The sequence below is a fragment of the Bacillus sp. JJ864 genome, from assembly GCF_036963045.1.
Lineage (GTDB): Bacteria > Bacillota > Bacilli > Bacillales > Bacillaceae_G > Bacillus_A > Bacillus_A pseudomycoides_C.
Genome location: NZ_JBALLY010000019.1, coordinates 51,693 through 73,210 on the forward strand (window position 1 = coordinate 51,693; position 21,518 = coordinate 73,210).

General features: G+C 37.9%; 22 protein-coding genes and 1 other annotated feature. Of the genes, 12 read left to right on the top strand and 10 right to left on the bottom strand.

The window, feature by feature from the left end:
• Window positions 1-59 precede the first annotated feature (59 nt).
• A complete protein-coding gene (locus V7024_RS03925) occupies window positions 60-551 on the bottom strand; it encodes a YajQ family cyclic di-GMP-binding protein (protein ID WP_335515945.1) in 492 nt (163 codons plus the stop codon).
• Window positions 552-750: 199 nt separating this feature from the next.
• On the opposite strand from V7024_RS03925, the gene V7024_RS03930 reads away from it, so the two are divergent.
• Window positions 751-1,605, top strand: a complete 855-nt coding sequence (locus tag V7024_RS03930) for a CvfB family protein (RefSeq protein WP_335515947.1) — start codon at window positions 751-753, stop codon at window positions 1,603-1,605.
• A gap of 40 nt (window positions 1,606-1,645) precedes the next feature.
• On the opposite strand, the gene prsA is transcribed toward V7024_RS03930, so the two are convergent.
• Window positions 1,646-2,497, bottom strand: a complete 852-nt coding sequence (prsA, locus tag V7024_RS03935; protein ID WP_335515950.1) for a peptidylprolyl isomerase PrsA — start codon at window positions 2,495-2,497, stop codon at window positions 1,646-1,648.
• Between the two features lie 192 nt (window positions 2,498-2,689).
• Window positions 2,690-2,821: a DUF3941 domain-containing protein gene (locus V7024_RS03940; protein WP_098918564.1), complete on the bottom strand. Its 132-nt coding sequence runs from the start codon at window positions 2,819-2,821 to the stop codon at window positions 2,690-2,692.
• A 105-nt stretch (window positions 2,822-2,926) separates the two neighbouring features.
• Here V7024_RS03940 and V7024_RS03945 point away from each other — a divergent pair, with 105 nt between their 5' ends.
• On the top strand, window positions 2,927-3,784 hold the full coding sequence (locus tag V7024_RS03945) for a YitT family protein (protein ID WP_335515955.1): 858 nt from the start codon (window positions 2,927-2,929) through the stop codon (window positions 3,782-3,784).
• A 44-nt stretch (window positions 3,785-3,828) separates the two neighbouring features.
• Here the strand turns inward: V7024_RS03945 and V7024_RS03950 are convergent, their stop codons facing one another.
• The 3 genes from V7024_RS03950 to V7024_RS03960 form a co-directional block, all read right to left on the bottom strand.
• On the bottom strand, window positions 3,829-4,032 hold the full coding sequence (locus V7024_RS03950) for a DUF3813 domain-containing protein (protein ID WP_335515958.1): 204 nt from the start codon (window positions 4,030-4,032) through the stop codon (window positions 3,829-3,831).
• Window positions 4,032-4,172, bottom strand: coding sequence for a competence protein (locus V7024_RS03955; RefSeq protein WP_090915800.1), 141 nt, complete (start codon window positions 4,170-4,172; stop codon window positions 4,032-4,034). The genes V7024_RS03950 and V7024_RS03955 overlap by 1 nt, the downstream gene beginning before the upstream one ends.
• Before the next feature lie 98 nt (window positions 4,173-4,270).
• The gene (locus V7024_RS03960) at window positions 4,271-5,080 is read right to left on the bottom strand and encodes a Cof-type HAD-IIB family hydrolase (protein WP_335515964.1); all 810 of its coding nucleotides are present in this window, start codon (window positions 5,078-5,080) and stop codon (window positions 4,271-4,273) included.
• Between the two features lie 394 nt (window positions 5,081-5,474).
• Between V7024_RS03960 and V7024_RS03965 the strand changes: the two genes are divergently transcribed.
• Together V7024_RS03965 and clpB are read left to right on the top strand one after the other, a co-directional pair.
• On the top strand, window positions 5,475-5,654 hold the full coding sequence (locus tag V7024_RS03965; RefSeq protein WP_035437288.1) for a YjzC family protein: 180 nt from the start codon (window positions 5,475-5,477) through the stop codon (window positions 5,652-5,654).
• 157 nt (window positions 5,655-5,811) lie between these two features.
• Window positions 5,812-8,418 (top strand): ATP-dependent chaperone ClpB, encoded by a 2,607-nt coding sequence (gene clpB, locus V7024_RS03970; protein ID WP_335515967.1) that lies wholly within the window; start codon window positions 5,812-5,814, stop codon window positions 8,416-8,418.
• A 31-nt stretch (window positions 8,419-8,449) separates the two neighbouring features.
• Here clpB and V7024_RS03975 read toward each other — a convergent pair whose 3' ends face one another.
• Window positions 8,450-8,635 (bottom strand): YjzD family protein, encoded by a 186-nt coding sequence (locus V7024_RS03975; protein WP_335515970.1) that lies wholly within the window; start codon window positions 8,633-8,635, stop codon window positions 8,450-8,452.
• Between the two features lie 155 nt (window positions 8,636-8,790).
• Between V7024_RS03975 and V7024_RS03980 the strand changes: the two genes are divergently transcribed.
• The 3 genes from V7024_RS03980 to V7024_RS03990 are packed head-to-tail and all read left to right on the top strand — an operon-like array spanning window position 8,791 to window position 10,651.
• Complete coding sequence (locus tag V7024_RS03980; protein WP_335515972.1) at window positions 8,791-9,522, top strand: alpha/beta hydrolase; 732 nt, start codon at window positions 8,791-8,793, stop codon at window positions 9,520-9,522.
• A 48-nt stretch (window positions 9,523-9,570) separates the two neighbouring features.
• On the top strand, window positions 9,571-10,431 hold the full coding sequence (locus V7024_RS03985; RefSeq protein ID WP_335515975.1) for an NAD(P)-dependent oxidoreductase: 861 nt from the start codon (window positions 9,571-9,573) through the stop codon (window positions 10,429-10,431).
• 40 nt (window positions 10,432-10,471) lie between these two features.
• Complete coding sequence (locus V7024_RS03990) at window positions 10,472-10,651, top strand: ComZ family protein (protein ID WP_335515978.1); 180 nt, start codon at window positions 10,472-10,474, stop codon at window positions 10,649-10,651.
• A 228-nt stretch (window positions 10,652-10,879) separates the two neighbouring features.
• On the opposite strand, the gene V7024_RS03995 is transcribed toward V7024_RS03990, so the two are convergent.
• The gene (locus V7024_RS03995) at window positions 10,880-14,008 is read right to left on the bottom strand and encodes an efflux RND transporter permease subunit (protein ID WP_335515982.1); all 3,129 of its coding nucleotides are present in this window, start codon (window positions 14,006-14,008) and stop codon (window positions 10,880-10,882) included.
• A gap of 166 nt (window positions 14,009-14,174) precedes the next feature.
• Between V7024_RS03995 and V7024_RS04000 the strand changes: the two genes are divergently transcribed.
• The 5 genes from V7024_RS04000 to V7024_RS04020 all read left to right on the top strand — a co-directional run bounded on the left by V7024_RS04000 (window position 14,175) and on the right by V7024_RS04020 (window position 19,166).
• Complete coding sequence (locus tag V7024_RS04000) at window positions 14,175-15,047, top strand: TetR/AcrR family transcriptional regulator (RefSeq protein WP_335515985.1); 873 nt, start codon at window positions 14,175-14,177, stop codon at window positions 15,045-15,047.
• Between the two features lie 80 nt (window positions 15,048-15,127).
• Window positions 15,128-16,060, top strand: coding sequence for a beta-ketoacyl-ACP synthase III (gene fabH / locus V7024_RS04005; RefSeq protein ID WP_335515989.1), 933 nt, complete (start codon window positions 15,128-15,130; stop codon window positions 16,058-16,060).
• 28 nt (window positions 16,061-16,088) lie between these two features.
• The gene (gene fabF / locus V7024_RS04010; RefSeq protein WP_335515992.1) at window positions 16,089-17,327 is read left to right on the top strand and encodes a beta-ketoacyl-ACP synthase II; all 1,239 of its coding nucleotides are present in this window, start codon (window positions 16,089-16,091) and stop codon (window positions 17,325-17,327) included.
• An 88-nt stretch (window positions 17,328-17,415) separates the two neighbouring features.
• Window positions 17,416-18,210, top strand: a complete 795-nt coding sequence (locus V7024_RS04015; protein ID WP_335515995.1) for a DUF2268 domain-containing protein — start codon at window positions 17,416-17,418, stop codon at window positions 18,208-18,210.
• A 209-nt stretch (window positions 18,211-18,419) separates the two neighbouring features.
• Entirely contained in the window at window positions 18,420-19,166 is a 747-nt protein-coding gene (locus tag V7024_RS04020; RefSeq protein WP_335515998.1) for a YjbA family protein, read from the top strand.
• 266 nt (window positions 19,167-19,432) lie between these two features.
• Here V7024_RS04020 and trpS read toward each other — a convergent pair whose 3' ends face one another.
• Window positions 19,433-20,422: a tryptophan--tRNA ligase gene (gene trpS / locus V7024_RS04025; protein ID WP_335516001.1), complete on the bottom strand. Its 990-nt coding sequence runs from the start codon at window positions 20,420-20,422 to the stop codon at window positions 19,433-19,435.
• A gap of 366 nt (window positions 20,423-20,788) precedes the next feature.
• Window positions 20,789-21,006: a binding site (T-box leader), on the bottom strand.
• 49 nt (window positions 21,007-21,055) lie between these two features.
• Window positions 21,056-21,427, bottom strand: coding sequence for a DUF3899 domain-containing protein (locus tag V7024_RS04030; protein WP_438824432.1), 372 nt, complete (start codon window positions 21,425-21,427; stop codon window positions 21,056-21,058).
• Between the last annotated feature and the right edge of the window lie 91 nt (window positions 21,428-21,518).

Sequence of the window (21,518 nt, forward strand, 5' to 3'; positions counted from 1 at the left end):
CTAATAATCAGTGGGGGGAAGAAAACCCCCCGCTGATTAAAGTTTCACTTTATGTATGACTATCGGTAGTTGATAAATTGTACGTCGATTGATAAATCAATTCCGCGCACAGCTGCGATAACTGCTTGTAGGTCATCTCGGCTTTTTCCTGTTACACGAACTTGGTCATCTTGTACTTGTGTTTTTACTTTTAATTTTAAGTCTTTAATAATGTTATTAATTTTTTTCGCATTTTCTTTATCAATGCCTTGTTGTAATTTTGCGCGTTGACGTACTGTACCGCCAGAAGCGTTTTCGACTTTGCCGTAATCTAAGTTTTTGATCGGAACTTCACGCTTAATTAATTTTGAAATCAAAACGTCTTTTACTTGATCTAATTTGTACTCGTCGTCAGAAATTAATACGATTTCCTCTTTTTCTAATTTAATGTCGCTTTTACTTCCTTTAAAGTCATAGCGATTTTGAATTTCTTTTAAAGCGATATTAATCGCGTTTGTTACTTCTGGAAACTCTACTTTTGAAACGATATCAAAAGAACTGTCTTTTGCCATAATAAGCACCTCCAAATTAAATTCCACCTCTATTATAGTGAATTTTGGTCAGTTGGACAAATAAAGGAAAAAACGTGTATAATGAAACTTTCTTTGGAATGATAAAAAATAATATAAAGCTGTTCTGGGTGCGGATGTTTTTATATGAAGATACACCTGTTAGAATAAGATAAATTATATAGAGAAGGGAATTAAAAATATGAAGTTACAACCAGGAGCGATTGAAGAAGTAACGGTGTTACGCGAAACAGAAATTGGATATATGGTCGGTTACGAAGAAGATGAAGTGTTTTTACATAAAAATGAAGTTGCTGGAGAAATTGAAGAAGGCGACACAATTGAAGTGTTTTTATATCACGATCATCAAGAACGTTTAGCAGCAACGATGAAAACGCCACTTATTACAACAGAGGATTGGAATTGGGTAAAAGTTGTGGAAGTGAAGCCTCGTTTAGGGGTGTTTGTTGATATCGGTGTTTCGAAAGATATATTAATTCCAGTTGATGAGTTTCCGATTTATGCACCAGTATGGCCGCAAGAAGACGATGAATTGTATTGTACATTAAAACTAACAAATCGCGGCCGTTTGATTGCTCTTCCAGCAAGAGATGCGGATATGCAAGAGATTGTAGTGGAAGCGACGCCATCTATGTACAATAAAAATGTAAATGGTCGTGTGTACCGTTCGTTGCAAGTGGGATCATTTGTATTTACGGATGAACATTTTCGTGCCTTCTTGCACCATTCTGAGCGCAAAGAGCAAGTGCGTATTGGAGAGCGCGTAACAGGTCGTATTATTGATGTGAAAGAAGATGGAACAATTAATATTTCTCTTCTTCCTCGTAAAGAAGAAGGAATGGAAGATGATGCAGCGGTTATTTGTGAGTATATGGAAAACCGCGGCGGTGCAATGCCATTTTGGGATAAGAGCCACCCAGAAGATATCGGGGAGCGTTTTCAGATGAGTAAAGCAGCTTTCAAACGTGCTCTTGGTAAATTGATGAAAGAAGAGAAGGTTTATCAAGAAGAAGGCTGGACGTATTTTAAAAAGTAATATAAAAATAGCCGAACAAATGTAATTTGTTCGGCTATTTTTATGATTGTTGAAACCGTGTAAAAGTATCTTTTAAGTCATCGTCTTTCACTTTAATATTTTCTTTCTTTAATTCGTCGAGTAATACTTTTTGACGCCATGTATTATCTTGTATGCGCTCAGCTTCGAGTGTTTTGCGAATAGAATCTTTCACTTCGTCGTATGGCTTTAATTCTTTTTTGTCTGTCAACTTAATAATATGGTAGCCTTTTGTTGATTTTACAGGCTCACTTACTTCACCAACATTTAATTTATAAGCAGCATCTTCAAATTCGGGTACCATTTTTCCAGGGCTGAAGTAACCTAAATCTCCACCATTTTCTTTTGAAACCATATCCACGGAATATTTTTTTGCTAATTCTTCAAATGATGCACCGCTATTCAGTTGTCTTTTTATATCGTTTGCCGTTTGTTCATCGTTTACTAAAATTTGGCTAGCTTTAATTTCTGGTTTATATCGGGCTTTTATGTCTTTTTCCGTTATCGTTTGCTTGATTGCTTTATCGATAGCTAAGCTAGAACGAATCTGTTTTTTTAAATCGTCTTCGTTTTTCATACGGTTACTTTCAAGGAACATTTTAAAATTATCGCCTGCTTTTTCTTTCACTTTATTAAATTCTTTATCAACTTCATCATTAGACACTTTATATTTTTTAGTCATAACATCTTGTGCCATCATTTCATAAAGCATATCTTTTCCGAAGCGTTCTTTTAACGCCTTATCAAATTCGCCTTTTGTTATCGTACTAGTAGTAGAAGTTGCGATGGGATCGGAACTATCTTTTGAATCGCAGGCAGCTAACATTAATGTACCGAGCGTCGCTGCTGCAATAAATAATTGTCTTCGTTTCATGTAAACACCTCATCCGAAAATTGTTATTACTATTGTAGAAAAAGGAAGTGAACATGATGTGAATTCGAGATGATTTTTGTAGAAAGAAAAAGTACATCAACGAAAATGTTGATGTACGAGGATGGTTTGTTCGTATGAAATAGAGGATCCGAGTTTAGAGCAAAAGAATTATTTACTGACGGAAGTTTCACTTTATAGATGATCCGTCTTTTTGGAGTAAGCGCGTTTTCCTTGCGCTATATTTTTTTGTTGTTCTTCATTTTTTTGTGTGCGTTTTGCATTATTATCACGCGCTTTTTTGTCATTGTCACTTGTGTGAGGCATATGATTCAACTCCCTTCATAACGGTTGTACGTTTATCATTTCCGTTTTCGTTAAGACTATGTATAATGTATACAATGGAATTTATATAAAGGTGGACTGGGAGATATGGACTTAAAACTGAATTATGCCGAACTTGCTAAAAAATTAGTCGTTGTTATCATTGCCGGTTTGTTAAATGCAATTGGAATGAACTTATTTTTAACACCAGCGAAAGTATACGCCAGCGGTTTTGCTGGATTGTCGCAATTGCTTTCGCAAGTGTTAGGAGATTTTCTGTCAATTCATATTTCTACGGGAGTACTTTTTAGTTTATTTAATATCCCGGTTGTTATTTTAGCTTGGAAAAAAGTGGGGAAATCATTCACGTTCTTTAGTTTTTTAAGTGTCGCATTTATGACGCTATTTTTAGAAATCGTGCCAGTCAAAGCGGTATCTCATGATATTATTTTAAACGCCATTTTTGGAGGGCTAATTTCTGCGGTAGGCGTAGGACTTGCTTTAAAATGGGGAGCTTCAACAGGCGGTTTAGATATCATTGCGATGATTTTATCTAGAATGAAAGGTAAGCCGGTCGGAACGTATTTCTTCTTATTTAATGCGATTATTATTATCGCAGCCGGTTATTTATATGGTTGGGAAAAGGCGCTTTATACGTTAGTGACATTATATGTATCTTCACGCATTATTGATGCCATACATACACGTCATGTGAAAATTACGGCACTCATTGTAACGAAAAATGGGGCAGAGGTGCGAAAGGCAATTCATGAACGATTAGTTCGAGGAATTACCTCAGTTCCAGCAACAGGTGCGTTTACGAATGAAAACAAAGAGATGTTAATGATCGTTATTACTCGTTACGAGTTATATGAATTAGAAAGAATTATTAAAAAAGTAGATCCAGGTGCATTCACAAATGTTCTTGAAACAGTTGGGGTGTTTGGGTTGTTCCGTAAAGATTAATAAAAGAGGACCGCATTTGGTCCTCTTTTTGTTTGTTCCTCTAGTCACAGTTGCTCAGTTGTTGAAATGCTTTGCAGCTCTTCTTGCATTTCGTGCAATTGTACTTTTTCGGCAGTAGAAGAATTCGTATAAGCGGACAGCAATGCATTTTTTGCTTTATTAACAAGTGCTTGCTGTTCGCTGTCATTGGAACAAGATACAGCTTGTGAGACGGCATCTCGTGCTTGTTGGAATAGTAAGTTACCCATTAGAACCCTCCGAGAGAAGAGTTTTTTCGTTCTTTTTCTGCTTCAGCTAATGTACCACGGTATGGGAATCTTGCGTCGTGTTGCATAACAGAATCTGCTCCTTGTTGCACGAAACGTTTTGATTTGTTCTTTTTACCCATTCGTAATGCCTCCTTTTAGCAGAAAAGCATGGACACATTTGCTGTGTCTCCTATAGTATGTGCGCTTGGCGTCAGACTATAAGTAGGAAATTTTTACCTTACAATCCAAGTGTCTCCTCTAAATAAAGGGCAATGCCGTCTTCTTCGTTTGATAATGTTATGTGATTTGCTAATGATTTTAATTCTGGAATGGCGTTCCCCATGGCGATTCCATGTCCGGCAAATTCAATCATTTCAAAATCGTTATCTTCATCACCAAACGCGATGATACGTTCTTTTGGGATATTGTAGTGACTTGAAATTTTTTGGAGGCCAATTGCTTTATTTAACCCGCTTTTCACAATTTCAATAATCGGCCAAGGAGCTCCCCATTTGCGGTGATCAATTACTTCTGCATGCATATCTGTTAAATGTTGGCGAATAGAATTGGATTTTGACTCATGTGCATCAATTAATAAGCAAGTTGGATGATCTTGTAAAATATTGAGTAAATCACCTGTGAAGATGTTCGGAGAGCCGAACTCGAAAATATGTTTTTTGTCTTCATCAAGTTGTTTCATATATACATCATCAATTACTTCTGCGTAAATATTTTCTACTCCAAATTCCATACACGTACGAACGATTTCTTGAGCAGTAGTAAGTTCGAGTGGAGAGTGATGCATTCCCCATTTCATATCAAGTGGATGATGAACGTATGCGCCGTTGAAATTTACAATCGGTGTATTTAAGCCAAGTTCTTTATAATATGCATGACTCGCACGAAATGGACGGCCCGTTGAGATTACAACGATATGGCCTTGTTCTTTTGCTTTTGCAATGGTTTGTTTTGTACGAGCTGAAATTATTTTTTGGTCTGTAAGTAAAGTGCCATCTAAATCTAATGCAATTAAATGTTGTTTTTTCATGCGTCTCACACCTTTTATAAAAAGTTTTGTGTATATTCATCTTAATTCCTGCATGATTGCGTTGTCTACTATTTGTCGTTGGTAACGAGAAAAGTCAAGGTTTTTTCTGAAAGTTCGAATAATGTTCCTTTCCTTTTGTACAATTTGTGAAAGGGGTTACAATGTGGGGATTATCGTGTTTATAATGAAAATGTAATCTTCTCGTATAAGTTGTTTGACTCTCCTTTGATACTGGTCTTTATGGCCAGTTTTTTTTGTTTCTACATATACTGATGTATCTCCTGCTAAAATGTGTAATTTCATTATATGAGCTTGGTTTCCTAAACATAACAGAAAAGGTTTTCTAAAATGGGACATACTAAAGATGTAGTGATGGAATGGAAGGAGAATGGACATGGGACAAAGTCATCGATTCCGAGCTGGTCAAAAAGCACCTAATGATGGTATTTATGTTGAAATTGGTGAAACAGGAAGTATGGTTAAGGATCCGAAAATGGTAAAGCTTTCTGCTGGAGATAAATTTCCAGGAGTTACAAATCAAAATAGACAATGGACATATAAAAGAAGACCATAAGAAATCCCGCAGTTATAAGCTGCGGGATTTCTTATGGTGAAATGAATGTTAAAAATAAAGTTGTCATAGAGTCCTCGTCGTTGAATAAAATAGGTAACTTGTCGTATAATCAAATTAAAGGTCAAAAAAAGTCAAACTATAAAGGAGCTGTGGCGCGATGGACTTAAATCGAATGACGACAAAAACACAAGAAGCGATTATGGGTGCACAATCAATTGCTACTAAGCATCATCATCAAGATATTGATATTGTACATCTTTTAGCCGCGCTTCTTCAGCAGCAAGATGGATTAGCAATTCGTATTTTTCAAAAGATGAATGTAAATATAGATCAGTTCGTGCAAGGGGTAGAACGCTTGTTAAAGCGAAAGCCAGCGGTTACAGGAGGAGGCGCAGAAGTAGGGAAAGTTTATATTACAAGTGCACTTCAAGGGCTGCTTGTAAGAGCTGAGGAAGAAGCGAAGCGTTTGCAAGATGATTATATTTCAGTGGAACATATTCTTCTTGCATTATGTGATGAAAAGAGAACGAATGATATACGTGAATTATTTACGTCGCTTCGTATTACGAAAGAAGCGTTATTGCAAGCATTAACAGAAGTTCGGGGGAATCAAAGGGTGACGAGTCAAAATCCAGAAGTAACATACGAAGCTTTAGAGAAATATGGTCGTGATTTAGTAGCGGAAGTAAGACAGGGGAAAATTGATCCAGTCATTGGTCGTGATAGTGAAATTAGGCGCGTGATTCGCATTTTATCGCGTAAAACAAAAAATAATCCTGTATTAATTGGTGAACCTGGTGTTGGGAAAACGGCGATCGTTGAGGGGTTAGCGCAGCGTATTGTTCGTAAAGATGTACCAGAAGGATTAAAAGATAAAACGATTTTTGCGCTTGATATGAGCGCGCTTGTTGCAGGTGCGAAATTCCGCGGTGAATTTGAAGAACGTCTGCAAGCGGTCTTAAATGAAATTAAAAAAAGTGAAGGAAAGATTTTATTATTTATCGACGAGCTGCACACAATTGTTGGCGCAGGTAAAGCAGAGGGAGCAATGGATGCCGGAAATATGTTAAAACCAATGTTAGCGCGCGGCGAGCTGCATTGCATCGGGGCGACAACACTTGATGAATATCGCAAATATATTGAGAAAGATCCGGCATTAGAGCGTCGCTTCCAACAAGTATTAGCAGAAGAGCCGACAGTTGAAGATACGATTTCTATTTTGCGCGGTTTAAAAGAACGATTTGAAATTTACCATAGTGTGAATATACATGATCGTGCTCTTGTTGCAGCTGCAACGTTATCAGATCGCTATATTTCTGATCGTTTCTTACCGGATAAGGCAATCGATTTAGTTGATGAAGCATGTGCAACGATTCGGACAGAAATTGATTCGCTGCCAACAGAGCTAGACGAAATAACACGTCGTATTATGCAGTTAGAAATTGAAGAGGCTGCGCTTAGTAAAGAAACAGACCGGGCAAGTAGGGAGCGCCTGCAAACATTGCAGCGTGAGTTGTCGGATTTAAAAGAAAAAGCAAGTGGAATGCGGGCGCAGTGGCAAAAAGAGAAAGAAGAAATTCATAAAGTGCGCGATTTACGCGAAAGTTTAGAGCGTTTGCGAAGGGAGCTAGAAGAAGCGGAAGGAAATTATGATTTAAATAAAGCAGCAGAGCTTCGTCACGGCAAAATTCCAGCTGTAGAAAAAGAATTGAAAGAAGCAGAAGAAGCAAGTGCGAATAAACAGCAAGATAACCGTCTTCTTCGTGAAGAAGTAAGTGAAGAAGAAATTGCGAATATCGTATCGCGCTGGACTGGTATTCCGATTGCAAAGCTCGTAGAAGGAGAACGTGAGAAGCTGCTTCGTTTAGAGCAAATTTTATCAGAGCGTGTCATCGGACAAGAAGAGGCGGTCGGTCTTGTGGCGGATGCAGTATTACGTGCTCGTGCGGGAATTAAAGATCCGAATCGTCCGATTGGTTCGTTTATTTTCTTAGGACCAACAGGTGTTGGGAAAACGGAACTTGCGAAAACATTGGCGCAGTCATTATTTGATAGCGAAGAACAAATCATTCGAATTGATATGTCTGAGTACATGGAAAAGTATGCCGTATCTCGTTTAATCGGAGCACCTCCTGGGTATGTCGGATATGAAGAAGGCGGACAATTAACAGAAGCTGTGCGCCGTAAACCGTATTCTGTCATTTTATTAGATGAAATTGAAAAAGCACACCCGGAAGTGTTTAATATTTTACTGCAAATGTTAGATGATGGGCGTATTACAGATTCACAAGGACGTACAGTTGATTTTAAAAATACAGTGATTATTATGACGTCCAATATCGGATCGCAATATTTATTAGAAGGATTAGGAGAAGATGGTTCTATTCAAGAAGAAGCAAGAAACCTTGTCATGGGACAACTTCGTGGTCACTTCCGCCCGGAGTTTTTAAATCGAGTGGACGAAATTATTCTCTTTAAACCACTTACAACAAATGAGATAAAAGGTATTGTTGATAAAATTGTGAAAGAGCTGCAACATCGTTTAATAGATCGTCATATTACAGTGGAACTTACAGATGCTGCAAAAGAGTTTGTTGTAGAGTCTGGGTTTGATCCAATATACGGTGCACGTCCGTTAAAACGCTATGTACAGCGTCAAATTGAAACGAAGTTAGCGCGTGCGCTCATTGCAGGCACGATTACAGATCATAGTCATGTATTGATTGATGTATCAAATAACGAGTTAATTGCCAAAGTTCAATAAAAAAGAGTCCGGGTATCCGGACTCTTTTTTATTAATGTTGCTGTGCAGGTTCGTTTGGAATTAAAGCTCCAAGTGCGATTATAAGTACAGTAACAATTACGGAAAAAATAGACGCTTGCCCAAAATCATATGTAACGCCTGGCGTCATAGAGCTAATTACGTAGCTCATCATTTGCACAAGCAAGAACGACCAGATAAAGGCCCAAATTACACGCATCTTTTTACACCTCTATTCGTTCAGTTTGTCTTTATTGTATCATAACTCGAAAAAGAATATAGAAAAATATTTGTCGTTTTTGCAAAGCAAATTGCTCTTCGTATCATACATTATAAAAGAGTAAATTTGATGTTGTCATATAAGGCGGGAGAAGCATGAGGATTACGGAACGTTTTTTCTTTTTAGAACAAGAGCCGTGTGTAATTCATTTACCAGAAAAGCCGAATGGATTTGGGATATTGTTATTAGGTGACTACAATTACTTTATTGAGAATGGTACAAGTTTATGGCTGCAACATGCCGGGCGCTTACAATTTTTAAACGAATTGCGCAAGAATGGTTATACAGTATTTTCTTCTAATTTATACGGCAGACATTGGGGGAATGAACAGGCAGTTCGTTTAGCGAAGCGGTTATATCATGTCGTCATGAAAAAGGAGATTTTAAACGAAAAAATTCATATTATAGCAGAAGGAATGGGTGCGCTTGTTGCCCTGCAAATGATGGTGCAATATCCTGAGTGTGTGCGCTCTGTTCTTATGTTTAATCCGTGCCTTCATTTACCGGCACATGTTGAAATTGAAAAAGAGCACAAATTTTTTTATAAGCGATTAATTCGTGAATTGATGCAAGCGTATGATGCAGCAGAATCGGAACTGCAAGAGAAAATTGAAAAGAAAGCATTTCAGTATTTAGTATCTTCCGTTCCAGTAAAAATATTTGTATCTGCTCAAGAAAAAAAAGAACGAAAACAGTTGCTCCGGGAATATGAAAAGAAACGTTTGCAAGAGAATTGTCCGACTTCATTATCCTTTCATGTACAAGATGTAAAATATAAAATGTCACAAAACGCATGTCAGTTTTTTAAGTGGTATGAAGATTTATAAGGCTCCTATACATAAGGAGCTTTTTATCTATGCGGGGAGGGAGAACAAATGAAACGAGTCATTGTTGTTGGGGCGTTAACATTTATAGGTTACCATCTTGTGCAGAAGTTTCTTGAAGAAGAAGTGGAAGTATATGCATTTGATTTTGATGAAATGAATAGTGTTTCCAAGATAAATGAAGAAAAATTATGTTTAATTGGTCGAAATGCATTATTTAAGTATTTTTCGCTAGGGGATAATGACGGATGGGAAGTTTTGGAGAAAATAGATATTGATGCTGCATACCTTTGTTTATGCGAGCCAAATCAGCAAAAGAATTTTCGAAATGAACGTACCATATTGCAATATGTAAAGCGCTTTGAGAGTTTTTGCAAACGAAAAGAAATAAAATTCGTTATTTCATCTTCTGTAGAAGTGAGTCATGCTTGTAGTCGCAATGAAAATCGTATGCTTTTTTCAAAAATTGAACGAGAAGTACAAAAAGACGATGCAGATTACTGTATACTACGTGTTCCGGCAGTATATGGACCGTGGCAACCGTCATTTATGGCGTATCACCATATCATTCTAGCTCAGTTAAAACAACAAACGATTTCTTTTCCGGTAGAAGAATGTACATGTGACCTTTTATATGTCGAAGATGTTGCGAACTATTTATATACGATTATTCAAAGGAAAATGGAAATGAAAATATATTCTCTTTGCAGTGAAGAGAAAAATCGCTGGCAAAAAGGAATTGAGCTATTACAGAAAACAGGTGCTTTTCAATTACAGGAGAAAGAGTGCGTAACAGGTGAGGAAGAAAAAATAGTGGTTCCAAGTAAGTTTTCTTTAGAACAGGGGATGGGGCGTCAAATTTCTCACATAAAACAATATAGGGAGTTATACGAGACAAGTAACACGTGGTAAACTGGAAATGAAAGTTTTGATGTGGAAAGGATGAAGAAACATGAACGAAAAAAATATGCAGTTTTTACAAATCGCAATGAAACACTTACCGGAAGCAAAAGCGATTTTAGATGATCACGGCGTAGCATTGGATATGGCGAAAGCACAGCCTGTATTGGAATTATTAATGAAGGTTATGGGCGAAGCATATGAACTTGGGAAAGCAGATGTAAAAGAGTAAAATAAATACGAATTGAAAAACCGACATAAAAACCGCTTTCTTTTTAGGGTGGGTGAGAGCATCTGGCCGTGCATAGAAGCGGTCAGGGCCTTTTTCTACCACGTGCAAGGTTAAAACAAAAGGAGAAAGTAAGTAGTTGTCATGTTATTTTCTGCATAGCAGTGACTTGTCGGTCTGAAAAATAAAAAAGAGAGACCTTTCCGTTTTGATGGAAAGGTCTCTCTTTTTTTATTTAGCTACTTTGTTTTTTCGTTTCAGTTTACTTACTACTTCATACACAATCGGTACGATTAATAATGTTAATAGGGTAGAGCTTGTTAATCCGCCGATTACTGTGACGCCAAGACCTTTTGAGATAAGGCCGCTTCCTTCAAAGCCTAATGCAAGTGGAAGTAAAGCGCCAATCGTTGCGATCGCTGTCATTAAAATTGGGCGTAATCTTGTCGCACCAGCTTCTAATAATGCTTCGCGTGTTGTAAATCCTTCGCGTTCTTTATGAATAACGCGGTCAATTAATACGATGGCGTTTGTAACAACGATACCGATTAACATAAGGGCACCAATCATAGAAGAGATGCTTAATGTTTCACCGGAAATTAATAAGGCAACAACGCCGCCGATGATCGTAAATGGAAGCGAGAATAAAATCGCAAATGGCGCCAGTGCTCCGCCGAATGTTATAACAAGAACGAAGTATACAATCGCAATGGCAGCTAACATCGCTAAGCCAAGTTGTGTAAAGGATTCTTGAATATCTTTAGATACACCGCCCATTGACACATCAATGCCAGATGGTAGATCCAGCTTATCTACTTCTTTTTGAATGTTGCGAGTAGCTTCTGCGACGTCGTCTGTCGTTGGTTTTGCGGTTACTGCTGCATATACGCGGCCGTCGCGTCTTGTTACTGTATTAGACGTTTCTCCTTCTTTTACAGTCATAATGTCTTTTACAGCCACTTCTGTACCTAGCGGCGTTTGTACTTTTCGATTTGTTAAATCATCGACGTTTTCGTAGTTTTGTTTGTTCACTTCAACATACACATTCATCTCTTTGCCGTCTTTTTTAACTGTTGTTAAGACAGGGCGGTCGTGAGAGTCGGAAAGTCCCATGCCAACTTGCGCAGCAGTTAGAGCGAGTTTACTTAACTTCTCTTGATCTGCCACTAATGTGTATTCATCGTATGTTTTGGAGATGCTAGAGTCGATATCTTTTAACGTTTTCTCTTTTTTCATGATACTTTGAATCTCTTTTACGACAGGTTTAATTTCTTCTAAATTATTGCCGTACACGTATAACTTAATTTCATTGTTACCTCCGCCAGATGAGAAGTCTTGGTTTTTCCATTCTCCTTTGTCCGTCATCTTTTGCAGATCTTTCACAACTTTTTCTTTTTCCTTCTCAAAGTTCTCTGTATCGTCTTTGTATTGAACAAAGAATAATGCTTGGTTCGATTTACCTGGGCTCATCGGATTTTCTCCGCCAAGTGAGAACTGAATTGTTTTCACATCTTTATTTTTCTTAAAATAATCTTCTGCTTTTGTCGCAATATTTTCGACATCTTGCAATGTTTGTCCAGGTTCTGGATTATAAGAGGTGATTACTGTTTTCTCTTCTTCAGATGGTAAGAAACTTACACCTACAATCGGAAGAAGTGCAATGCTTCCTACTAATAATAAAACCGCAATGCTAGATGTAATAACTTTATGGTTTAATACCCATTCTAGAAGGCGTTTATACCCATTCGCAAGTTTACTTGGCTTCTCTTCATAATTATGTTGTTGTTTTTCTTTCATACTTTCCTTTTTAAATAAAGAATGTGCCATCATTGGAACAACTGTAACAGCTACAAGAAGAGATGCTAATAAGGCGAAAACAATTGTCAAAGCAAACGGTAAGAATAGTTCACCGATCATTCCCTTCACAAGACCGAGCGGTAAAAAGACCGCGATGGTTACGATTGTCGATGACATAATTGGCACGAACATTTCTTTCGTTGCTTCGCGAATTAAGTCTTTTCCTTTTAATTTTTCACCTGGTAAAGCCATGCGCCGGTAAATATTTTCAATAACAACGATGGAATCGTCGACAACGCGTCCGATAGCAACAGTCATTGCCCCAAGCGTCATGATATTTAATGTAATATCCATTTCTTTTAATGCTAAAATTGCAATTAATAAAGAAAGTGGAATTGAAATAACAGAAATAAGCGTTGTTCGAATGTTACGCAAGAACAACATGATAATAATAACAGCGAAAATGGCACCGAAAATAGCTTTATTTAACATTGTACTAACTGATTTTTCGATTGGTTCACCTTGGTCGAATGTTGAAGTGATTTCGATGTTATCAAATTTCTTTTCGAAATCTTTTGCTTTATCTTTTACAGCATTTACAACGTCAACGGTATTTGCATCAGCAGCTTTTACAATTTGAAGGCTGATTGCATCTTTTCCGTTTGTACGTGAAATAGATTCTGCTTTCCCAACTTGTTTAATATCAGCGATATCTTGCAATGCTACAGTTGGAATTGCTAACCCTTGTCCCAGTGCAGCGGGATTCATATTCGGCTGTTGCGCCTGAGTTGGCCCTTGTGAACTTCCTTGATTTGCAGAAGGGATCAGCGGGATTTTCATTTCTTTTAAAGCATTTAACGTTGTAATATTGCCATCTACAACAACAGATTTTTCTTTATCTTTAAATGTATACATTCCTAGCGGCATAGAAACGTTAGAACCTTTAATCATGTTCTTAACTGTCTCTTCGCTAAGTCCTAATTCTTTCATTTTCTCTTTGTTGAAGACGAGCTGTACTTCTTCTACTTGTTGACCGGAAATTTGCACATCGGCAACGCCGTCTAATCCTTGTAATCCTGGAACGATATCTTTTTCTACTCGTTCTGTTAGTTGTGCGAGAGATTCATTTTTATTTGTGACACTTAATGAAATAATAGGAAAAGCATTGATGCTAAGACGAGAAATTTTCGGTTCTTTTACGCCTTCTGGTAAAGGTAAGTTAGCGAGTGCCTCTTTTACTTCCGTCTCTGCTTTTTCCATATTTTTATCAAAGTTATACTCTACTTGAATAGAAGACGCATTTTGATAAGAAGAGGAGCTGACAACAGTTACTCCACTTAAGTTTTGCAGTCGTTGTTCAATTGGTTTTGAAATCTTTTCTGTTACTTCAGTTGGAGTAGCGCCAGGATACACAGTTGTCACTGTGACAAGTGGTGTTGTGATGTCTGGGATTGTTTCCAACTTCATACGAAGACCAGAATAGATTCCTGCAATCGTAATAATAATCGTTAATAGCCAGACTGCGAACTTATTGTTTAATGAAAAGTTAATAATTTTATTCATTTCTACGCTCCTTTTTATGAAAACTGACTCATCGGTCATAACGATTAAAGTATAAATGACTGACTGGTCAATAGTCAACGAAAAGGTAAAATACTGTGAACTACTTGCAATTTTTGACTGATGAGTCATAATGCGAATAAGAGTGTTTTTTTAGGGGAGAAAAATGATGAAGGAAAAAGAGCGGTTAATTATTGAAACGGCAATTAAATTGTTTGCGATGAAGGGCGTGAATGCGACGTCTGTTCAAGAAATAGCAACAGAGTGCGGCATTTCTAAAGGTGCCTTTTATTTGCATTTTAAATCGAAAGATGCGTTAGTATTGGCAACGCTAGAGTATTACTACGATGGGATTCAAAATAAAGTGATGGACATCGAAAAAGAATCGTTACCTCCGCGTGAGAAGTTTGAAAAACAATTGCACTGTCAGTTTTATGAATTACAACAAAAGAAAGAATTTATAATTATGTGTATGAGAGAAAATGTAATTCCCTTTAATAAAGAAATAGAAACATTTATGACGAGAATGAAATTAGAATCGTACGCTTTTTATCAAAACAATTTACTTTCTATTTATGGAGAAAAAATTACTCTTTACCTTATGGATGCATTGATTATGTTCGAAGGGATAGCACGTGGATATTCGGAACTGATTATCTTTAATGTGGTAAATATAGATATACCATATACAGTAAAATTTATCTTAAAAAGAATGGATGATATTGTAGCAGGTCTGCACCGTTCCGAGGAAAAACCGGTTATTTTAGAACAGGAATTGAATCATTTTTTCTGTGATGTGAATACAACTCCTATACATAATGAAGAAGTATTTGTAAATGAAATTATTCAGTTAAAACGTACACTAGTAGATCGAGTAGGGAATGATGAATTATTGGTAACTTTAGATGTATTAGAGGCAGAAATGAAGATGAACAAGCCGAGAGTTCCAGTTATTCAAGGGATGTTGTCCAACCTAAAATTGTATCCAGAACTACGTGATTTTCGGGAAAGACTTGCGATGTACTATAAAATAACAAATTAATAATATATAGACAAAAGGAAACTTATCATTTAAAATTAGTACCAAGTCATAAGAATTGATATAAATCGGAGGGTTGCAATGTGAATGTAGGCATTTTAGGGATCGGGAGATATGTGCCAGAAAAAGTTGTCACGAACCACGACTTAGAGAAAATAATGGATACATCTGATGAGTGGATTCGAACAAGAACAGGAATTGAAGAAAGACGAATTGCTGATGATACAATAAATACTTCACATATGGCCGCGGAAGCTGCAAAAAAAGCACTTGAGGATGCAGGGATTAGCGGAGAAGAAATTGATCTTATTTTAGTTGCAACAGTAACACCAGATCGTTCGTTTCCAGCAGTTGCTTGCGTAGTTCAAGAAGAAATCGGAGCAAAACATGCAGCAGCGATGGATTTAAGCGCAGCTTGTGCTGGTTTTATGTATGGAATGATTACAGCGCAACAATTTATTCAAACTGGAACTTATAAAAATATATTAATAGTTGGTAGCGATAAATTATCTAAAATTGTAGATTGGAATGACCGAAATACAGCTGTTTTATTTGGAGATGGAGCAGGCGCTGTTGTTATGGGGGCTGTTTCAGAAGGGAAAGGTATTCTTTCATTTGAATTAGGTGCAGATGGAAGTGGTGGTAAACACCTTTATCGTGATGAATATGTTATGATGAATGGCAGAGAAGTCTTTAAGTTTGCTGTTCGTCAACTTGGTGATTCATGTCTTCGCGTTTTAGAAAAAGCGGGTCTTACGAAAGAAGATGTGGACTTTTTAGTGCCTCATCAAGCAAATATTCGTATTATGGAATCAGCGAGAGAACGGCTAAATTTACCGCAAGAAAAAATGAGTACGACAATTTCCAAGTTTGGGAATACGTCAGCTTCTTCAATTCCGATTGCGATGGTAGAAGAGTTGCAAAATGGACGTATTCAAGATGGGGATCTCATCATATTAGTTGGCTTTGGCGGCGGATTAACATGGGGAGCAGTTGCTCTTCGTTGGGGTAAATAAGGACTGAGAGAAAAGGAGTGTATTTTGTATGGAAAAAAAGCGTGTTGTAGTTACAGGAGTAGGAGCAGTTACTCCAGTAGGAACGGATGTAGAAACTGCTTGGGAAAATATTAAAAATGGTGTATCTGGAATCGGACGTCTTACACGCTTAGATGCAGATCAATTTCCTGTGAAAGTAGCCGCGGAAATTAATGATTTTGAAGTTGAAAAATATATTGATAAAAAAGAAGCGCGTCGTATGGACCGCTTTACACAATATGCAGTAGCAGCAGCAAAAATGGCTGTAGAAGATGCAAAGCTAGAAATTACAGAAGAAAACGGGCCGCGCATTGGTGTGTGGATTGGATCCGGAATCGGTGGTATGGAAACATATGAAGAGCAGTTCAAAATTTTTAGTGAAAAAGGCGCGCGCCGCGTTAGTCCATTCCTCGTACCAATGATGATTCCTGATATGGCTGCAGGCCAGGTGTCCATCGTATTAGGTGCAAAAGGGATTAATACATGTACAGTGACAGCTTGTGCATCCGGTGCACATTCTATTGGTGATGCATATAAAGTGATTCAGCGCGGAGATGCAGATGCGATGATTGCAGGCGGAGCGGAAGCACCGTTAACAAATTTGGCGGTTGCTGGATTTTGTTCAGCTAAAGCATTAACATTCAATGAAGACCCGGCAACTGCTTGTCGTCCATTCGATAAAAATCGAAGTGGATTCGTAATGGGAGAAGGAGCAGGGATTCTTGTATTAGAAGAATTAGAGCATGCGTTAGCGCGCGGTGCACATATTTATGCTGAAATCGTTGGATATGGAGCAACAGGTGATGCGTTCCATATTACGCTTCCAGCTCCTGGCGGTGAAGGTGGCGTGCGTGCGATGCGTCAAGCGTTAGAAGAAGCAGGTCTTCAGCCAGAAGATATCGATTATATTAATGCGCACGGTACAAGTACAGAAGCGAATGAAAGATATGAAACGATGGCAATTAAAGAAGTATTTGGCGAGCATGCATATAAAGTAGCGGTAAGCTCGACAAAATCAATGACAGGACATTTATTAGGTGCAGCTGGTGCGGTAGAAGCGATTATATCTGTGAAAACAATTACAGATGGCGTTGTTCCGCCAACAATCAACTATGAAACACCAGATCCAGAGTGTGATTTAGACTGTGTGCCAAATCAAGCAAGACAACAAAAAGTACGCGCTGTATTAAGTAACTCATTAGGTTTCGGTGGTCATAACGCAGCATTAGTATTTAAAGAATATAAATAATAAGAAAGTGCAGATGAAAATCTGCACTTTTTTTATGCTTTCTTTCGTTTTGTTGCATATGTATGGAACAAAAAGGAGAGTGGGAGAGATGGGAGTGATTCAAACGGCAGAGTGGATGCGTACGCATTATCAAGAGCCAGAAAAAATTTGTGAGAAGTTTACAAAGTATATTCCGCTCCAAAAAGAAACGTTGTATCGATTTCTTGTGTCAAAAGGAATGTTTCGGCCGGTAGTAGGTGGTGAGAAAGAAATAGACATATTGCAAAAGGAACGAGTATGGGAGAAATTGGCGGTAGAATATAAAAAACTGCAGCAATGGTTAAAAGGGCCTAATATACCGGTATTTATTCTGTTATCAGATCCGTATAATCGAACTGTTCAACGAGAATATAACGGAAAAGCGGGATTAGCGATGCGAAATGCTTTGTTTTTATTTGTAAATTCACAAAGTTCAATTGCTGAGCTAAAAGCATTGCTTACTCATGAATATCATCATATATGTCGGATTCATGCAAATGAAAGGAGAGAAGAAGCGTATACCATTTTAGATACAATGGTGATGGAGGGATTAGCAGAACATGCGGTGTATGAACGGCATGGAGAGAGCTGCTATGCGCCGTGGGTATCTTATTACGAGAAAGAAGAAGCAATTATGTTCTGGCGCCGGTTTATACAAGATAAGCAAGGGATACAACGGGGGACGCGCGAGCACGATATATTGCTAAATGGACGAGGATTATTCTATCCGAAAATGCTTGGGTATGCTGTAGGATTTCATATTGTAAAAGATTGTGTAGAGCATAAGAAGTGGAACACAACTTCCTTATTAGGAATGGATGCGAAAGCTATTTTAGAAGGGGCGTTATCTTTTTCTCCCGAATAAAATTCCACCTCAATATTCCAAGAGAAGCGAATTTCCATCAGTGGACGAGGAAGAAAAATTCCACTGATGGAAATTTCACTGTATAAGCATGAAAGATAGAGGATGATGAAGAAATTAATTAAGAAGAATATATTTCCTCTCTTGGAATAAATTTTACGAAAGATGACCATAATGAGATTTACAAACAGTTGTGAAGTGAGGGGTAAGCAATGTTATATCTGCATGATGTATGGGTAAATTGGTTTGAAGGTGAAGAAAACGGGTATAACGTCTGTCATTTCTATGAATGGCGGAAGGATGATACGATCGAATTGTTAGATCAAGTACCATTAGTTAAAGTAGATTCCACATTATATCATTACATCGAGAACGAATTGCTAGAACTTCCGCGAAAACTATTGGAAGACGTACATCATAAGGCGTATATTCGAAAAAACCATGAACGGCTGCAGCAGGAATATTGTTTTGTTGTATCAGACGGAAAAGGAATTATTGCGGTTGATACAATTGGATACAACATTCCAATCCGAAAAAGCCGACTGATTCCAAGACAAGAGCAAATGGTGTATGAAATGGTAGAAAACGTACAAGCAGAAACATATGATTTCGAAGGGGAATCATCACAAAAGGAACATCATATTTTATCACCTTCCCCGCATATGATGAATGGGTTAACACGGAAAGAACGACAATTAAAACAACTGCTCTTTATGGCGCTAGATCAGCTACATACAACGAAAAATCCAGCGGAAATTCGCTATTGGTATACAGAATGGGATCCAGCAGCATATTCAGCTGTGCAACATCTGCCATTTGAAGAAGTATGGAACCGTTTATTTGAAGAATCGAAGCACGGATGGTCAGATAAACACGAACAGCTCTGTGAGCGACTTGTAAGAGGACAACCGTTCTTTGAAAAGTTGTGGGAAATGGAAAATGAGCAAAAGGTAAATTAAAAGGAATGATCCAAAAGGCGCGTATGGCCTTTTGGATCATTCCTTTTTTGTGTGCCTACAAATATATCGACGCTTCGACACAATAGAAAGATCCTTCGACAATATGCGGCATGCGGGTGAGCGAGCCGCATCCGCTTTTCTAGATGTCCAGCTCCAGCGGCTAGAATAGTCGGTCGCTTCGCGCCTTCCTGCGAGGTAAAGAGCACCTCTACGTCAGGAGCTCCATCCCCCTCCCATTCTAAGCAAGCCGCATCCGCTTTTCTTTCTTATCTTCGTTTTCGGCTTAAGCCCATTGCGTTTTCGATTTTACGTAGTTGTTTCATAGCGACGCGGTTTGCTTTTTCAGCCCCTTGATCAAGGATTTCGTCTAATTCAGGAGAGTTAATCAGTTCATTATATTTTTCTTGAATTGGACGGATTGCTTCTACAACAACATGCGCTAAGTCGCCTTTAAAGTCGCCGTATCCTTTACCTTTGTATTCAGCTTCTAACTCTTCTACTGTTTTCCCTGAGAAAGAAGAGTAGATTGTTAATAAGTTTGAAATACCTGGTTTATTTTCTTTATCGAATGTTACGATGCCGTCTGAATCAGTTACAGCACTTTTAATTTTCTTTTCAATCGTTTTTGGATCGTCAAGTAAACTAATCATCGATTTTGGATTTGGATCAGATTTACTCATTTTTTTCGTCGGCTCTGTTAATGACATAACGCGTGCGCCTACTTTTGGAATGCGAACTTCTGGAATTGTAAACACTTCGCGATAACGCTTGTTAAAACGCTCTGCTAAATCGCGCGTTAACTCCATATGTTGTTTTTGGTCCTCTCCAACTGGAACAATCTCTGTGTTATATAGTAAAATGTCTGCTGCCATTAATGGGGGGTATGTTAATAATGCAGCTGGAACAGCCTCTCTTCCTTTTGCTTTATCTTTATATTGCGTCATACGTTCTAATTCACCGACATACGCAGTACATTGCATAATCCATCCAAGCTGAGCGTGTGCTGGAACTTCTGATTGTACAAATAGTGTAGATTTCTCTGGATCGATGCCGCATGCTAAGTATAGTGCTGCTAAGCTACGAATATTTTTACGAAGCTGTACTTGGTCTTGCGGTACAGTAATCGCATGTTGGTTTACGATGCAGAAATAGCAAACGTGTTCATTTTGCAGTTCTGTAAACTGCTTCATTGCTCCTAAATAGTTCCCAAGTGTAATTGTTCCGCTTGGCTGAATGCCTGAAAAAATAACTGACATATCATTTCCTCCTTGAAAAGGTGTATTGTTTTTTATATTTTCGCCTAGAATCCTAACGTCTTGTGGATTTGAACGAGCCGCATCCGCTTTTCTTTGATGTCCAGCTCCAGCGGCTAGAATCTCCGGTCGTTTCGCTCCCTCGGTCGAGGTAGAGAGCACCTCTCTATCGGGAGCTCCAACGCCCTGCGATTCTGAGCAAGCCGCATCCGCTTTTCTTCGATGTCTAGCTCCAGCGGCTAGAATGGTCGGTGGCTTCGCGCCTTCCTGCGAGGTAAAAAGCACCTCTACGTCAGGAGCTCCATCCTCCTCGCATTCTGAACGAGCCGCTTACGCTTTTCCAATAAAAAAAGCCCATTCATCCCTAAAAATAGGGACGAATGGACCGCGGTACCACCCTAATTATTTTGCCAAAAGCAAAATCTCTTTATCCATTGTAACGTTGGATGTGACGCCAAAGCCTACTCCTGAAACGTTTCGGTTTGGTGCTCAAAAGCCCATTCCATATTGTACAATTACTTGTTCTCACCAACCACAAGCTCTCTGAAAATGCCTCAATATGTACTATTCTTTCTCATTGCATACGTATAAATTTTTTGTACTATTATAACACACAATAAATCGTTTGCAAATTGTTTAAACAGCAAAACTCATAATGCTTGATAAAGCCGCTAATATGATACCAGTAATCACGATAGGGTATGTCCATGTAAAGGAATACGTTCGATATAATATTTCTTTCGGATCGCTTTCTTCTTCTCCCTCAATTAAAGATTCCATCTTATTATTGGATCGACCTAATTTTTTAAAAGCATATATTGTTACATTGAAAAAACCTCGTTGAAATAGAAATACAAAGCCTCCGATAATAATGAAGAGTAAAGCAATATAAAACATAGAATTGACAAAATTCAACAAAAAAGAATTAGAAAATATAACAGCATATGCGCCAGAAATCGCAATTGTGCTCCCTGTTAGTATACTAATACGTGAAAAAAATGTATTCAAATGCTTCCCCTCCGTAAAAATATTACTAGAATTATTATACTATAAAAGTTATAATGTGTACTATAAAGAATTTTTAGAAAAATATATATAA

Coding starts and splice junctions, on each gene's coding strand:
- V7024_RS03925 (WP_335515945.1), bottom strand. CDS start 551: ATGGCAAAAGACAGTTCTTTTGATATCGTTTCAAAAGTAGAGTTTCCA.
- V7024_RS03930 (WP_335515947.1), top strand. CDS start 751: ATGAAGTTACAACCAGGAGCGATTGAAGAAGTAACGGTGTTACGCGAA.
- prsA (WP_335515950.1), bottom strand. CDS start 2,497: ATGAAACGAAGACAATTATTTATTGCAGCAGCGACGCTCGGTACATTA.
- V7024_RS03940 (WP_098918564.1), bottom strand. CDS start 2,821: ATGCCTCACACAAGTGACAATGACAAAAAAGCGCGTGATAATAATGCA.
- V7024_RS03945 (WP_335515955.1), top strand. CDS start 2,927: ATGGACTTAAAACTGAATTATGCCGAACTTGCTAAAAAATTAGTCGTT.
- V7024_RS03950 (WP_335515958.1), bottom strand. CDS start 4,032: ATGGGTAACTTACTATTCCAACAAGCACGAGATGCCGTCTCACAAGCT.
- V7024_RS03955 (WP_090915800.1), bottom strand. CDS start 4,172: ATGGGTAAAAAGAACAAATCAAAACGTTTCGTGCAACAAGGAGCAGAT.
- V7024_RS03960 (WP_335515964.1), bottom strand. CDS start 5,080: ATGAAAAAACAACATTTAATTGCATTAGATTTAGATGGCACTTTACTT.
- V7024_RS03965 (WP_035437288.1), top strand. CDS start 5,475: ATGGGACAAAGTCATCGATTCCGAGCTGGTCAAAAAGCACCTAATGAT.
- clpB (WP_335515967.1), top strand. CDS start 5,812: ATGGACTTAAATCGAATGACGACAAAAACACAAGAAGCGATTATGGGT.
- V7024_RS03975 (WP_335515970.1), bottom strand. CDS start 8,635: ATGCGTGTAATTTGGGCCTTTATCTGGTCGTTCTTGCTTGTGCAAATG.
- V7024_RS03980 (WP_335515972.1), top strand. CDS start 8,791: ATGAGGATTACGGAACGTTTTTTCTTTTTAGAACAAGAGCCGTGTGTA.
- V7024_RS03985 (WP_335515975.1), top strand. CDS start 9,571: ATGAAACGAGTCATTGTTGTTGGGGCGTTAACATTTATAGGTTACCAT.
- V7024_RS03990 (WP_335515978.1), top strand. CDS start 10,472: ATGAACGAAAAAAATATGCAGTTTTTACAAATCGCAATGAAACACTTA.
- V7024_RS03995 (WP_335515982.1), bottom strand. CDS start 14,008: ATGAATAAAATTATTAACTTTTCATTAAACAATAAGTTCGCAGTCTGG.
- V7024_RS04000 (WP_335515985.1), top strand. CDS start 14,175: ATGAAGGAAAAAGAGCGGTTAATTATTGAAACGGCAATTAAATTGTTT.
- fabF (WP_335515992.1), top strand. CDS start 16,089: ATGGAAAAAAAGCGTGTTGTAGTTACAGGAGTAGGAGCAGTTACTCCA.
- V7024_RS04015 (WP_335515995.1), top strand. CDS start 17,416: ATGGGAGTGATTCAAACGGCAGAGTGGATGCGTACGCATTATCAAGAG.
- V7024_RS04020 (WP_335515998.1), top strand. CDS start 18,420: ATGTTATATCTGCATGATGTATGGGTAAATTGGTTTGAAGGTGAAGAA.
- trpS (WP_335516001.1), bottom strand. CDS start 20,422: ATGTCAGTTATTTTTTCAGGCATTCAGCCAAGCGGAACAATTACACTT.